Here is a 12,949-nt window from a genome sequence, read left to right as displayed (position 1 = left end):
CGTCAGAATCCGGGCGCGGCCTGCGCCTTGGCCACCTGGGCGAACTGGTCCTGGACGGCCTGGGCGACCTGTTCGGGATTCTTCTTCCCGTAGATCATGTCGGCCAGGTACAGATGGGCGTCCGGGGCGACGATCGCCTTCGCCTGGAACACGCCGATGGCGGTGGGCAGGGCCTCGACCTGGTCCTTCGAGGTCTGCGGCAGGCCGTCGGGGGTCGGCACGGAGGGCTGCACGGACGGGATCTTCATCGCCTTGATGTAGTCGGCGTAGTCGGGACCGAGCCAGAAGGCGAGGAACTGCCGGGCCGCGTTCTGCCGCTTCTCGTCACCGGTCCTGAAGGCGACCACCCCATTGGTCTGGTCGGGTGAATACAGGCCGGTGGCTGAGGAGTTGGCGACGGGGAACCAGCCGACCTCGCGGTCGATCTCGGCGGTGGAGTACTTGGCCTGCAACTGGCTCTGGAAGGACGTGACGTTGAGGACCATCCCGGCCTCGCCCTTCCACAGGGCGTCGGCCTGCCCGGTGAAGGTGCCGGTGCGGTAGTTCTTCTGGGCCAGCCCGGCGTCGAGCAGCTTGTCCTTGTACTTCTTGACGGCACCGACCACGACGGGGTCGGTCCACTTCTCCTTGTTCCGGTTCAGCCCGTCCCACCACGCTTGGTCGAGGTCGGTGAGCTGGACCTGCATCTGCCACTGCAACGGCCACTGGTCACCGCCGGCCTCGTAGAAGGCGGCCGCGTCCGTCTTGTCGACGACCTTGCGGCCGAGGGCGAGCAACTCGTCGTACGACTTCGGGAAGTCCTTCTCGCTGAGACCGGCCTTCGCGAAGACGTCCTTGTTGTAGTAGACGCCGAGCATGGCGGGGCTGGTGACGATCGCCGCGTACCGCTTGCCGTCGATCACGCCGAGCGACTTCTCGGTGTCGCCGAGCTTCGCCTCCCACGGCTCCCCGTCGAGGGGGAGGAGGTTCTGCTTCGGCTGGATGAAGGGCAGGGTGGAGACTGAGGGCTGCCAGAACATCAGGTCGGGGCGGTCACCGGAGGCCAGCTTGGTCGGCACGTTCTGCTCGTAGAGGTCCGGGATCGCCTGGGTCTCGACCTCGGCGCCCGTGGCCTTCTCGAAGGCGTCGATCACCTGTTTCGGCGCGTTGACGGTGTTCTGCGCGGTCCACATCGTGAGCTTCACGCCGTCGAGGCGGGCGGTGGGGTCGACGGCTGTCTGCCGGGCGTCGGAGTCGGAGTCGGAGTCCGAGTCGGCCGCGGTGGGGTCGCTGCACGCGGTGGCGGCCAGGGCCAGGGCGGATATCAGTGCCAGTGCGGGGAGTGCTCTTCTCTTCATCACGTGCCTTTCGGAGCAGGTGGTTCAGGAAGCGGGGACTCACAACTGCCGTGCACGTAGGCGGTGTTCAGGAGAGCGGCGGCCCCGAGCTCTCCCGCACCACCAGCTCCGGGACGGAGACCGGGTGCGGGGCGATCCGCGCCGACGCCTCCAGCACCCCGTGCAGCAGCGCGAACGCGGACCGGCCCAGACCGGTGAAGTCCAGGCGTACGGTCGTGAGGGAGGGCGTGAGATAGGCGGAGTGCGGGGCGTCGTCGAACCCCGCCACGCTGACCGCGCCCGGCACCGGGCGGCCCGCCTCGTGCAGGGCGCGCAGGACACCGAGCGCCAGATCGTCGTTGCCGCACAGGACCGCGGTGACGGCGGGGTCCTTCGCCAGCTTCAGCCCCGCCGCGTGGCCGCCCGCGGGGCCCCAACTGCCCTGCACCGGGCGGGGTTGCGGGGCGCCGGCCTCCTTCAGGGCCTGCCGCCAGCCGCTGGTGCGGGCGCTCGTGCGGCGGGTGCTGGACGGGATGGCGACATAGTGCACGGTCTCGTGCCCGAGCGAGAGCAGATGGCGGGTCGCCTCGTAGGCGGCCTCGCGGTCGTCGGTCCACACCCAGGGGCGGTTCTCGCCGGGCGGGCTCGCCGGGGTCTCCACCACGCCGACGACCGGCAGTCCGGCCGGGACCGCGTCCAGGGCGCGTACTCCGGCCGGATCGTAGGCGATCACGATCAGCCCGCCGCCCGCGTCGGCGGCCCGTCGCACCTCCACGGCGACCGCGGCCTCGTCGGCCGACTCCAGGACGCTTATCCCGACCGCGTAGGAGGCGGCGCGCGCGGCCTCCTCCACGCCCTGGAGGATCGAGGCGTAGCCGTAGTGGGTGGTGTTGGCGGTGAGCACGGTCACGGCCCGGGTGCGCCCGCTGGCCAGGGCGAGCGCGGTCGCGCTGCGCCGGAAGCCCAGCTCGTCGATGGCGGCGAGCACCCGTTCCCGGGTCGACGGCTTGACGCTGGGGTGGCCGTTGATCACCCGGGAGACGGTCTGGTACGAGACGTCGGCGGCGGCCGCGACGTCCCTGATGCTCGCCGGGCTCCTTGTGTGACCGGTCACATTCATGCGAGGATTGTGACCGGTCACACAGGGGGCGTCAAGAGACGTGACAACGGATCCGCGCGACCGAGGGGGAGTGCCTTGACCGGTACGGCGGATGCGGGGGAGCTCGCCCAGCGGGCGCCGAACTCTCCTCGGGGCAAGGTCAGTTGGGGTCATGCGCGGCTGGCGGCCGAGTTCGCCACCGCCGCCGACGGGACGCTGCGGCTGACCCGGCTCGACGACACGGGCTCCGGTGACCCGGAGACCGCGCTCCCGCTCGTGGAGCTCACCGCCCTGGGGCACGGCAGCGGCTGGTCCGGCCCGCGCTTCACCGGCACGGCCCTCGGCTCCCGCCTCCGCTACCAGGGGCACCGCACGGACCGCCGCGACGGCTGGGAGCGCCTCACCGTCGAACTCCACGACCCCGCAATCGGGTTGACGGCCTTCGCCGAGCTGTCCTCCCCGGCCGGAGTCCCCGTCCTGCGGTCCCGTGTGCGCCTGCGCAACGACGGCGACACACCGCTCGTCGTCCAGTCCGTCAGCAGCCTCCTGCTCGCCGGTCTGCCGGGGCCCGACTCCCTCGACGTCCACCGGGCCCGCAACGAATGGCTCGCCGAGTGCCGTTGGTACACCGAACCCCTGCGCGCGACCGTCGCCGACATCAACGCCGACGCCCACCAGCACGACAGCCGGGCCGCCCTCGCCCTCACCGGACGCGGCAGCTGGCCCACCGACGGCCATCTGCCGATGGGCGCGCTGACCCGACGGGACGACGGCCGGACCTGGCTGTGGCAGATCGAGTCCCCCGCGGGCTGGCGCTGGGACCTCGGCGAACACGCCCGTGGCAGCTACCTGGCGCTGAACGGCCCCACCGACGCCGCGCACCAGTGGCGGGTCCGGCTCGCGCCGGGCGAGGAGTTCACCACGGTGCCGGGTGTGCTCGCGCTGGGCGCCGGGTTCGACGCGGCGATGGGTGCCCTCACCTCGTACCGCCGCCTCGTCCGCCGCCCGCACCCGGACCATGAACACCTGCCGGTCGTCTTCAACGACTACATGAACACGCTGATGGGCGACCCCACGACGGCCAAGCTCCTTCCCCTGATCGACGCCGCCGCCGAGGCCGGCGCGGAGTACTTCTGCATCGACTCCGGCTGGTACGACGACACGGCCGACGGCGGCTGGTGGAACAGCGTCGGCGCCTGGGAACCCTCGCCCCGCCGCTTTCCGGGCGGCGGCATCCAGGCCGTACTGGACCGCATCCGTGAACGCGGCATGGTGCCCGGGCTGTGGCTGGAGCCGGAGGTCATCGGCGTGGACAGCCCCCTCGCGGCGACGCTGCCGCCGGACGCGTTCTTCCAGCGCGACGGCGTACGCCTCACCGAACAGGGCCGTCACCAGCTCGACCTGCGGCACCCGGCCGCCCGCGCGCACCTGGACCGGACGGTGGACCGGATCGTGGGGGAGTGGGGCGTGGGCTACCTCAAGCTCGACTACAACATCGTCGTCGACCCCGGTACCCGCGGCCCCGGCGACCTCGCGCCCGGCGCCGGGCTGCTCGGTCACGCGCAGGCATACCTGGACTGGCTGTCCGACGTCCTGGACCGGTACCCGGCACTGGTCGTCGAGAACTGCGCCTCGGGCGGCATGCGCATGGACGGCGCCACCCTGGCCGTCACCCAGCTCCAGTCCACCAGCGACCAGCAGGACCCGCTGCGCTACCCGCCGGTCTCCGCCTCCGCGGCCACGGCCGTCCCGCCCGAACAGGGCGCCGTATGGGCCTACCCGCAACCCGAGTTCGACGACGACCTCATCCGCTTCACCCTCGGCGGCGCGCTCCTCGGCCGCATCCACCTGTCCGGGCATCTGAACCGGATGTCCGAGCCCCAACTCCGGCTCGTGCGGGACGCGGTGGACGTGTACCGAAGCATCCGCCGGGACCTCGCGACGGCCCTGCCGTGCTGGCCGCTGGGGCTGCCGGGCTGGACGGACGAATGGCTCGCGCTCGGCATGCGGGTGCCCGACGGCCGTACCACGTACCTGTCGGTGTGGCGCCGCGGCGGGGAGGCCGAACTGAGTCTGCCGGTCGGCCATTTGGCCGGACGGGCGGTGCGCGCGGAGGTGCTGCACCCGGTGGACGCGTCGGCCGGCACGGCCGAGTGGGACGGGGACGGCGACGTGGTGCGGGTGTCGGTGCCGCGGGCGCCGGGTGTGCTGCTGGTGCGGTTGACCGCCGAGGCGTAGGCAAGGATTCTTCTGCGAGGCTGCGGGGTGCCGCCTCGGGACCTCCGTGAGCCATTCCCTCGGGAGCCGACGTGATCGGAAGCAGGCGGACCGGCACCACTTCGGACATCGGCGCGCAGGCCGTCCTGGTGACGGGAGCGGCCAGCGGCATCGGGAGACACACCGCCCTCACTTATGCCCGGCGGGGCCATCCGGTCGCGGCCGTGGACATCGACGCCGAGGGTCTGGCCCAACTGCCCCGCCGGGAAAACCTGCACACCTTCGCCTGCGACGTCGCGGACGCCGACGCACTGGACCGGACCCTCCACGACGTCGAGGCCGCCGTCGGAACGCCGACGCGGGTCGTGCACTGCGCCGGCATCGCCCGCGTGGGCAGACTCCTGGACCAACCCCTCGCCGACATCGAGCAGTTGGTGCGCGTCAACTACCTCGGCAGCGTCCAGGTGGCCCGAGCCGTCGTGCCCCGCATGGCGGCCCGGCGGGGTGGCGCGCTGATCCTGGTCGCCTCCATCGCCGGATGGGTGCCCATGACGTCGGTAGGGGCGTACTCCGCGTCCAAGGCCGCGCTCGTCGCGATGGCCGAGGTGCTGGCCCGGGAGTGCGCCGGCACCGGCGTCCGGGTGGTGTGTGTCTGCCCGCCCGCCGTGGAGACACCGATGCTCACCGAGATGCAGCGCGGCCATCCCGACGTCATCAGCGACGCCCCCGGCATCCACCCCGACGTCGTACTGCGCTCCGCCGAACGCGCCCTGGCCAGGGGACGCGTCCTGGCGTTCCCCGGACGGGGCACGACCACCCTGTGGCGGGCCCGGCGACTGGCCCCGCTGCGGGTCACCAGCCTGCTGGAGAGGGTGCTGCTCAAGCAGTTGAGCAAGTCCCGCCCCGCGCCCACCCCGCCGAGAGAGCACGGGGCGACGGAGGGGGAGGCGTAGGGCCGGCACCACCTCCACGCCGCTGAGCAGGACACCTCGCGCGCGGGCGGGCGGGTACCCCCTGAGACGGGACGCGGGGGCACGGAGTGACAGGGCCGTTGTCCGGCACATCCGGGACCGACGGCCCTTCGCGCACGGCGTGCGCCGGCCAACGATGGAGGGACGACGTGCGGTGCCCGCCTGCCGCATCCGGCGAAAGACGGTCTGGCCATGTATCCCAACGACGGATTCCGCGAACTCGAACGCCAGGAGTGCCTGCGACTGCTGGGCAGGGTCCCCGTGGGCAGGATCGTCCACACCCGCCAGGCCCTCCCCGCCGTGCTGCCGGTCAACTTCTGCCTCGACAGCGACGGCGCGGTGCTGCTGCGTACCGCGGCCGCGTCGGAACTGGTGCGCGCCATCGACGGCTCGATCGTCGCCTTCGAGGCCGACCAGGTCGACGCCGCCACGCACTCCGGCTGGAGCGTCGTCGTCACCGGCGCGGCCTCGGTCGTCACGGACCCGGCCGAGAACGACCGCCTGACCCGTACCGGCCCACGCTCCTGGGTGCCGTCACCCGAGGAGGTCTTCGTCCGCATCGAGGCAGAGCTGGTGACCGGCCGCGAACTGGTCGGCGGGCGCACCCTGTACGGCGTCCGCCTCCCCGACCGGACCGAGAGCCCGGCCCTCGGTCCGGAAGGCCCTGCGAGAGGGGCCGTCCGGCGCTCCACCGGGCTCACGTGGCCCCTGCCCGGGGCCTCGGCCACGTACGAGCATCGGGACCACAGAGCAGAGGAGGAGGGGTCATGACTCTCCAGCACGTGGTCGTGGGAACGGACGGATCACTGGTCTCCGTGCGGGCGCTGGACTGGGCCGCGGACGAGGCCGTGCGGTACAGGGCCGGCCTGCGGATCGTGTACGCCGTGCCCGACCGTGACGAGGCCGGCCCCGTCCTGGCGTCGGCCACCGCACGCGTGCACGCACGCCACCCGGGCCTGACCCTGACGTCCCGGGCCGTCGCGGGCAGCCCTGCGCGGGCGCTCGCGGAGGAAAGCGAGGACGCGGTCCTCACCGTCGTGGGAAGCCGCGGTTTCGGCGGTGTCACCGGGCTGCTGGCCGGTTCCGTCAGCCTGCGGCTGGCCGCACAGGCGCGGGGGCCGCTGCTCGTCGTACGGGGTGACCATCCGTGCGACGGCGGACAAGCGGTGCTGCTGGGCCTGGAGGACGACTCCGACACCGAAGCCACCGCGTACGCCTTCGCCGAGGCCGAGCGCCGCTGTGTCCGGCTGCGCGTCCTGCACTCCCGCACGCATCGGCACATCACCCCCGAACTGCCCTCGCCGATCCCCGCCACCAGCCCGGGGCAACGGCACCTCGACCGGGAGGACCGGGCCGAGGAAGCCGTACCGCGCTTCAGCCTGGCCCGGCTGGAGGAGCGGCATCCGGGTGTCGAGGTGGACGCTCGCACGGTACGCACCGGTCCGGCCCACGCCCTGCTGGCCGCCACGGACGACTCCGCAGTCGTCGTCATCGGCGCCCACCGCCGGGCCGGTCGACTCGGACCGCAACTGGGCCCCGTGGCACACACCCTCCTGCACCGCTCGCACTGCCCGGTGGTGCTGGTGCCGACGACCGGATGAACCGGCGCACGCCGTAAAGGGGGGGTGGGGCCGGCCCGGCCCCACCCCCCCTTTTTTTTGCGCCCGTCAGTCTTCGGTCTCCGTGCCAGGCCCTCCGCGCCACGGTGGCGGGGTCGCGGACTTGCGCGCCTCGTCACCGCGGTGGGCCGCGCGGTCGGCGCCTCCCCGCAGCCGGTCCTGGAGCCGGTCGGCGAGCTCGTACGCGGTCGCCTCCTGGGCGTGTACGACGACGAGGGCGTCGCCCACCCGGATCTCGGCCGCCGCCGACCACGGCCGACCGATGTGCTGCGCCGCCGCCAGGGCGACCCGCACCTCACCCGTCACGTCCGGGAGCCCCGGCCGCTCGAAGGCCGCCGCGACCTTCGCCCGCACGTACCCGAGCGCCTCGGCGTCGACATTGCCCGTCGCCCGCACCTCGATGCCGCTGAGAACCATGAGTCCCACTCCCCTTGATCCACTGCCGATGCCTCCACCCTCCCGCTCGCCCGCACCCCCTCCCAGGGCCGGACGGCCCGGGCCTCACCCCCGTACGGCCCCTCCCTCGACGCGGCCCCGGGCCGGAGGCTGGCAACGCACCGCAACCACCGGACACCGATCAGGAGGACGACGGACATGAGCGTGCGCGTGGGCATCAACGGATTCGGCCGTATCGGCCGCAACTACCTGCGCCTCGTGCTGGAGCGCGCGGAGGGCGCCGCCGGTACGCCGGTGGAGGTCGTGGCGGTCAACGACATCACCTCACCGGCGGCGCTGGCCCATCTGCTGGCCTACGACTCCACGTACGGCCGCATCGGCCGCACCGTCGAGCACGACGACGCCTCCCTCACGGTGGACGGACACCGGATCGCCGTGACCGCCGAGCGGGACCCCGCCGCACTGGCCTGGGGCGAACTGGGAGTGGACGTCGTCATCGAGTCGACGGGACGCTTCCGCAGCCGTGAGGACGCCGGCCTGCACCTGAAGTCCGGCGCCCGCAAGGTGCTGCTCTCCGTGCCGGGCAAGGGCGTCGACGCCACCGTCGTGATGGGCGTCAACGAGGGGACCTACGACCCCGAGCGCGACCACGTCGTCTCCAACGCCTCCTGCACCACCAACTGCGTGGCCCCGATGGTCAAGGTGCTCCACGAGTCCTTCGGCATCGTCAAGGGACTCATGACGACCATCCACGGCTACACCAACGACCAGGTCGTCCTCGACGGCCCCCACAAGGACCTGCGCCGCGGGCGCAGCGCCGCCGTGAACATCATCCCGACCAGCACCGGGGCAGCGCGTGCCGTGGGACTTGTGCTGCCGGAGCTGGCGGGCACCCTGGACGGCATCGCGGTGCGGGTACCGGTGGAGGACGGCTCGCTGACCGACCTGACGGTGGTGCTGGGCCGCGAGGTGACCGCGGACGAGGTCAACGACGCCTTCCGGGAGGCCGCCGCCGCGCCGCTGAAGGGAGTGCTCCGGGTCTCCGACGCCCCGATCGTCTCCCGCGACATCGTGGGCGACCCGGCCTCGTGCGTCCTCGACGCCCCGCTCACCCAGGCGAACGGCGAACTGGTCAAGGTCTTCGGCTGGTACGACAACGAGTGGGGTTACACCAACCGGCTTCTCGACCTCACCGAGTACGTCGCCGCCCGCCTGCCGCGCGGCTGACTCCGCCTCCCCGGCCAACTCGAACCGGTCGGATCCCGTATCGCTCCCCGTCCCGGACCATTACCTTGGCACGTGACGGCAACGGCCCGCCCTGGACGTGCCGCGCAGACGTGGAGGAGCACGGTGGGAAGCCATGAGCAGGCCGGGGAGGCCCGCGTACGGCTGCCGCAGCTGAAGCTCGACGAGCTGCTGGAGGAGTTGCAGGCGCGCCTCGACGCGGCCCGCGGCACCCGTGACCGGGTGCACAGCCTGCTGGAGGCGGTGCTCTCGGTCGGCCGGGAGCTCGATCTGGAGCAGGCGCTGCGCAGCATCGTGGAGGCCGCGGCGGTGCTGGTGGACGCGCGGTACGCGGCGCTGGGTGTGATCGGTTCGGACGGCAAGCGGCTCTCGGCGTTCCACACCGTCGGTGTCAGCGCGGAGCAGATCGCCCGGATCGGCCCCTATCCGGAGGGGCACGGCATCCTCGGTGAGCTGATCACGCATCCCGAGCCGCTGCTGCTGGCGAAGCTCTCCGAGCATCCCGCCTCGTACGGCTTCCCGGCCCATCACCCGCCCATGAACACCTTCCTCGGCGTCCCGATCCGGGTGCGTGACCAGGTCTTCGGCAACCTGTATCTGACGGAGAAGCGGGGCGGGGCGCAGTTCGACGAGGAGGACGAGGCAGTGCTGTCGACCCTCGCCGTCGCCGCCGGCGTGGCCATCGACAACGCCCGCCTGTACGAGGAGTCCCGGCTGCGCGAGCGCTGGCTGCGGGCCACCGCCGAGATCACGCAGAGCCTGATGTCCGGCAGCGAGCGCGGCGCGGCCCTCGCGCTCATCGCCGACAGCGCCCGGGAGATCACCGGCGCCGGCCTCGCCGTGATCGCCATGCCGCTGGAGGGTACCGACTCGCTGCGGGTGGAACTGGCTGTCGGGACCGGTGCCGAGGCGCATCACGGACTCGTGCTGCCCGTCGACAGCAGCCTGATCGGCCAGGCCTTCGCCAGCGCCGGCCCCGCGACCAGTCCGGACGTGGCCCGCGACGAGCGTGTGCCGAACGCCGTGCCGCGTTTCACCGGCCTCGGGGCGGCGGTGGCCGTGCCCATCGGGACGGGGGAGGGCCTGCGCGGTGTGCTGCTGCTGGTGCGCGCGGCGGGGCGGCCGGTGTTCACCGCGAAGGAGACGGAGCCGTTGCACGGCTTCGCCGCCCAGGCGGCGATCGCCCTGGAGCTGGCCGAGCGCCGTCAGGACGCCGAGCAGATCGCGCTGCTCAAGGACCGCGACCGGATCGCCCGCGACCTGCACGACCTGGCCATCCAGCGGCTCTTCGCCACCGGCATGACCCTGCAGAGCGCGGGCCGCTTCATCGACCACGAGGAGGCCTCCGAGCGGGTGGTTCGGGCGGTCGACGACCTGGACGAGACCATCAAGATCATCAGGTCGACCATCTTCGGTCTGCGCGCCCGTGACGGCGCCGCGGGCACCGGTCTGCGCGCACGGGTCGTCCGGGTCACCGGCGAGGCCGCTCAGGTGCTGGGCTTCGCGCCCAGCGTCCGCATGGTGGGCCTCGTCGACACCGATGTGCCGCGCGAGATCGGCGACGAGGTGGTGGCCGTCCTGTCCGAGGCCCTGACCAACATCGCCCGGCACGCGCACGCCGCCCGCGCCGACGTCGCCCTGGAGACCGACGGGCTCGAAGTGCGGCTGACCGTGACCGACAACGGCGTGGGCGTTCCGGCCGACGGTCGGCGCAGCGGCCTGGGCAACATGGCCGAGCGGGCCGGACAACTGGGCGGCGACTTCGCGATCCTCACCCCGGAGGGCGGGGGGACCAGGCTGGAGTGGCGGGTGCCGGTGCCGCGGGCCGAGGGGTAGGCCCGGCGGCGCCGTTTCCGCTGCCCGGGGTCGAGGGCCAGGACGCGAAGGGCGGTGTCGGGTGCGGACGCCGCAACAGCGGTCGCACTCGGACGCAGCTGACGTCGTGACGCGCCGGGCGAGTTCGAGATACGCGCGCCCGGACGCCGACGCGTCGGCGTCTTACGAACGCCGCCACCGACAGCGACTCCGCCGTCGGGAGTGGTCCCCCGAGAGCCCGAGCGGCTCTGGAGCAGGACGGGGGCTCCGAGTACGGTCCTTCCCGATCCGTCCTCCTGCTGTACGGACCGGGAAGGACGCTCTCCCTCCTCGTGGCTCATTCGTGGGGCACGACGGCGACCGGGCACCGCACGTGGTGCATCACCGCGTGCGCGACGGGCCCGGTGTGCGTACCGACGCGGGCCGGCCGGATCCGGCGGCCGACGACCAGCAGACCGGCGTCCTGTGCGGCGAGCGTCAGTCGCAGGCCGGCACGGCCCTCGGGCACCAGCTCATCGACCTCCACGACGGGGAACTTCTCCCGCCACGGCCCGAGCACCGCGCGAAGGCTCCGTTCGGCGGCCCCACCCATGGTGCTGCCGGCCCTGGCCACCACGGCGCCGGGCAGATACGGCAGCTGCCACGCGTACACGGCGCGGAGCACAGCCGCCCGCATCATCGCGCTCTCGAAGGCGAAGGCGAGTACCTCGTCACAGTGCTGCGCGGGGTCGACGCCGACCACCACGGCCCGGTACGGCGTGCTGAGGGCGGGCCCGCCCCCGGCGTCCGGCAGATGCTCGGACTCCAGGCTGTGACGAGCCCGTACGAGGACGACCGGCCGCGTCGCCCGGGCCACCGTCGCCAGCGCCACCGAACCGGCCATGAAACCGCCGAAGCCGCTGAAGGCCCGGCTGCCCAGTACCAGCAGCTCCGCCTCGTCGCCCGCGGCGGCCAAGGCGTCGGCCGCGGACCGCGGCACCTGATCGGCGCTCAGTCGTACCTGCGGATACCGCTCACCGAGCCGGTCCAGGGCCCCGCGCAGAATCCGCTGCGACCAGTAACGGGGCGCCGCCAACTCGGGCGGCCCTGGCACGCCCTGCGCCGTCCCGCCCTCCCACGCGTGCACCAGGCGCAGCGGCAGGCCGCGCCTGAGCGCCTCCCGGGCCGCCCAGTCGGCGGCGGCGAGACTCTCACTCGAACCGTCCAGTCCTACGACAACGGGTCGAGGCACGGACCCCACCTCCCCGTATTCGTGTCCGCGCGCTGGTGTGCGGACCCTTCATCACCAGCGTGCCCGCAGGGGGCCGACACGGTCAGGGGCTGACCCGGCCCGACACAGGGCCGACCGGCCCCTTCGGGCACCGCCGCAGGGGGCGTGTGCGGACGCCGGGCCGACCGGGGCGGGGCCGTCACGCGGCCGGCGTGATTGCCCTGTCAGGGCCCTTGACGAGGGCCGGTCGGCCCAAGCCCCCGGCGGTCCGCTGCCCCCAGTCTGGAGACAGAGGTCGTCCCCGCGACGATCGCCGAGCACCGCCGGAGGCCCTCATGTACAGCACCCCCCGTCACGTGAGCGAGGTGATGACCCGCACGGTGGTCGCCCTCGGGAGCACCACGACCTTCAAGGACATCGTGAAGGCCATGCGGCGCCGGCAGATCAGCGCCCTGCCCGTGATCGACGACGCGCACCGGGTCGTGGGCGTCGTCTCCGAGGCCGATCTGCTGCCCAAGGAGGAGTTCCGTGCCCACGACCCCGACCCGGACACCCGCCTGCACCGCCCCGAGGCCCTCGCCCGGGCCCAGGCACGCACCGCGGGCGAGCTGATGACGGCACCCGCCGTCACCGTCGACGCGGACGCGAGCCTCGCCCGGGCCGCCCGGATCATGGCCCGGCACCAGGTCAAACATCTGCCGGTCGTCGACGGCGCCGGCCTCCTGACGGGCATCGTCAGCCGCACCGACCTGCTCAAGGTGTTTCTGCGCACCGACGCGGACATCGCCCAGGAAGTGCGCCGAGAGGTGGTCGAGCCGCTCTTCCCCGACCCGCTGGACCCGGTGCGGGTGGAGGTGCGGGACGGGGTCGTCGCCCTGGCGGGCCGGATCCGGGACACCGGCCTCGTCCCCATCGCCGTACGGCTCGCACGGGCCGTGGAGGGGGTGGTGGACGTGGACTGCGCGCTCATGGGTCCGCCCCGGCGGCCGGTCCTCGACCCGGATCCGGAGGACCACCCGCAGCCCGAACGGTCCGACGGGCCGATCGGGAGGACGTGAGCA

General features: G+C 73.0%; 10 protein-coding genes and 1 pseudogene. 7 read left to right on the top strand and 4 right to left on the bottom strand.

Going from position 1 to position 12,949, the window contains the following annotated elements; genetic code table 11:
* Positions 1–2 precede the first annotated feature (2 nt).
* Together OG866_RS03200 and OG866_RS03195 are read right to left on the bottom strand one after the other, a co-directional pair.
* On the bottom strand, positions 3–1,337 hold the full coding sequence (locus tag OG866_RS03200; protein ID WP_329331814.1) for an ABC transporter substrate-binding protein: 1,335 nt from the start codon (positions 1,335–1,337) through the stop codon (positions 3–5).
* 67 nt (positions 1,338–1,404) lie between these two features.
* Positions 1,405–2,436, bottom strand: a complete 1,032-nt coding sequence (locus tag OG866_RS03195; protein WP_329331813.1) for a LacI family DNA-binding transcriptional regulator — start codon at positions 2,434–2,436, stop codon at positions 1,405–1,407.
* 75 nt (positions 2,437–2,511) lie between these two features.
* Between OG866_RS03195 and OG866_RS03190 the strand changes: the two genes are divergently transcribed.
* From OG866_RS03190 to OG866_RS03175, 4 genes and pseudogenes are all read left to right on the top strand, one after another.
* A complete protein-coding gene (locus tag OG866_RS03190; RefSeq protein ID WP_443063492.1) occupies positions 2,512–4,653 on the top strand; it encodes a glycoside hydrolase family 36 protein in 2,142 nt (713 codons plus the stop codon).
* A 71-nt stretch (positions 4,654–4,724) separates the two neighbouring features.
* Positions 4,725–5,585: an SDR family NAD(P)-dependent oxidoreductase gene (locus OG866_RS03185; RefSeq protein ID WP_329331812.1), complete on the top strand. Its 861-nt coding sequence runs from the start codon at positions 4,725–4,727 to the stop codon at positions 5,583–5,585.
* Positions 5,586–5,795: 210 nt separating this feature from the next.
* Positions 5,796–6,227, top strand: a pseudogene (locus tag OG866_RS03180) (pyridoxamine 5'-phosphate oxidase family protein); the annotation flags it as partial.
* Between the two features lie 143 nt (positions 6,228–6,370).
* Positions 6,371–7,204: a universal stress protein gene (locus tag OG866_RS03175; protein WP_329331811.1), complete on the top strand. Its 834-nt coding sequence runs from the start codon at positions 6,371–6,373 to the stop codon at positions 7,202–7,204.
* 66 nt (positions 7,205–7,270) lie between these two features.
* On the opposite strand, the gene OG866_RS03170 is transcribed toward OG866_RS03175, so the two are convergent.
* Positions 7,271–7,639 carry a hypothetical protein gene (locus tag OG866_RS03170; RefSeq protein ID WP_329331810.1) on the bottom strand — a complete coding sequence of 123 codons (369 nt, stop codon included), beginning with the start codon at positions 7,637–7,639 and terminating at the stop codon, positions 7,271–7,273.
* Between the two features lie 177 nt (positions 7,640–7,816).
* Here OG866_RS03170 and gap point away from each other — a divergent pair, with 177 nt between their 5' ends.
* On the top strand, positions 7,817–8,845 hold the full coding sequence (gene gap / locus OG866_RS03165) for a type I glyceraldehyde-3-phosphate dehydrogenase (RefSeq protein ID WP_329331809.1): 1,029 nt from the start codon (positions 7,817–7,819) through the stop codon (positions 8,843–8,845).
* A 123-nt stretch (positions 8,846–8,968) separates the two neighbouring features.
* Entirely contained in the window at positions 8,969–10,699 is a 1,731-nt protein-coding gene (locus OG866_RS03160) for a sensor histidine kinase (RefSeq protein WP_329331808.1), read from the top strand.
* 316 nt (positions 10,700–11,015) lie between these two features.
* Here the strand turns inward: OG866_RS03160 and OG866_RS03155 are convergent, their stop codons facing one another.
* Positions 11,016–11,909, bottom strand: coding sequence for a universal stress protein (locus OG866_RS03155; protein WP_329331807.1), 894 nt, complete (start codon positions 11,907–11,909; stop codon positions 11,016–11,018).
* A 314-nt stretch (positions 11,910–12,223) separates the two neighbouring features.
* On the opposite strand from OG866_RS03155, the gene OG866_RS03150 reads away from it, so the two are divergent.
* Entirely contained in the window at positions 12,224–12,946 is a 723-nt protein-coding gene (locus tag OG866_RS03150) for a CBS domain-containing protein (protein ID WP_329331806.1), read from the top strand.
* Positions 12,947–12,949: the final 3 nt, after the last annotated feature.

The organism is Streptomyces sp. NBC_00663, from assembly GCF_036226885.1.
Taxonomy (GTDB): Bacteria; Actinomycetota; Actinomycetes; order Streptomycetales; family Streptomycetaceae; genus Streptomyces.
This window is presented reverse-complemented; position numbering and strand designations above follow the sequence as displayed.

Bases quoted from the DNA above. Each gene is read 5' to 3' on its own strand.
- gap (WP_329331809.1), top strand. From the start codon at position 7,817: ATGAGCGTGCGCGTGGGCATCAACGGATTCGGCCGTATCGGCCGCAAC.
- OG866_RS03200 (WP_329331814.1), bottom strand. From the start codon at position 1,337: ATGAAGAGAAGAGCACTCCCCGCACTGGCACTGATATCCGCCCTGGCC.
- OG866_RS03195 (WP_329331813.1), bottom strand. From the start codon at position 2,436: ATGAATGTGACCGGTCACACAAGGAGCCCGGCGAGCATCAGGGACGTC.
- OG866_RS03175 (WP_329331811.1), top strand. From the start codon at position 6,371: ATGACTCTCCAGCACGTGGTCGTGGGAACGGACGGATCACTGGTCTCC.
- OG866_RS03170 (WP_329331810.1), bottom strand. From the start codon at position 7,639: ATGGTTCTCAGCGGCATCGAGGTGCGGGCGACGGGCAATGTCGACGCC.
- OG866_RS03150 (WP_329331806.1), top strand. From the start codon at position 12,224: ATGTACAGCACCCCCCGTCACGTGAGCGAGGTGATGACCCGCACGGTG.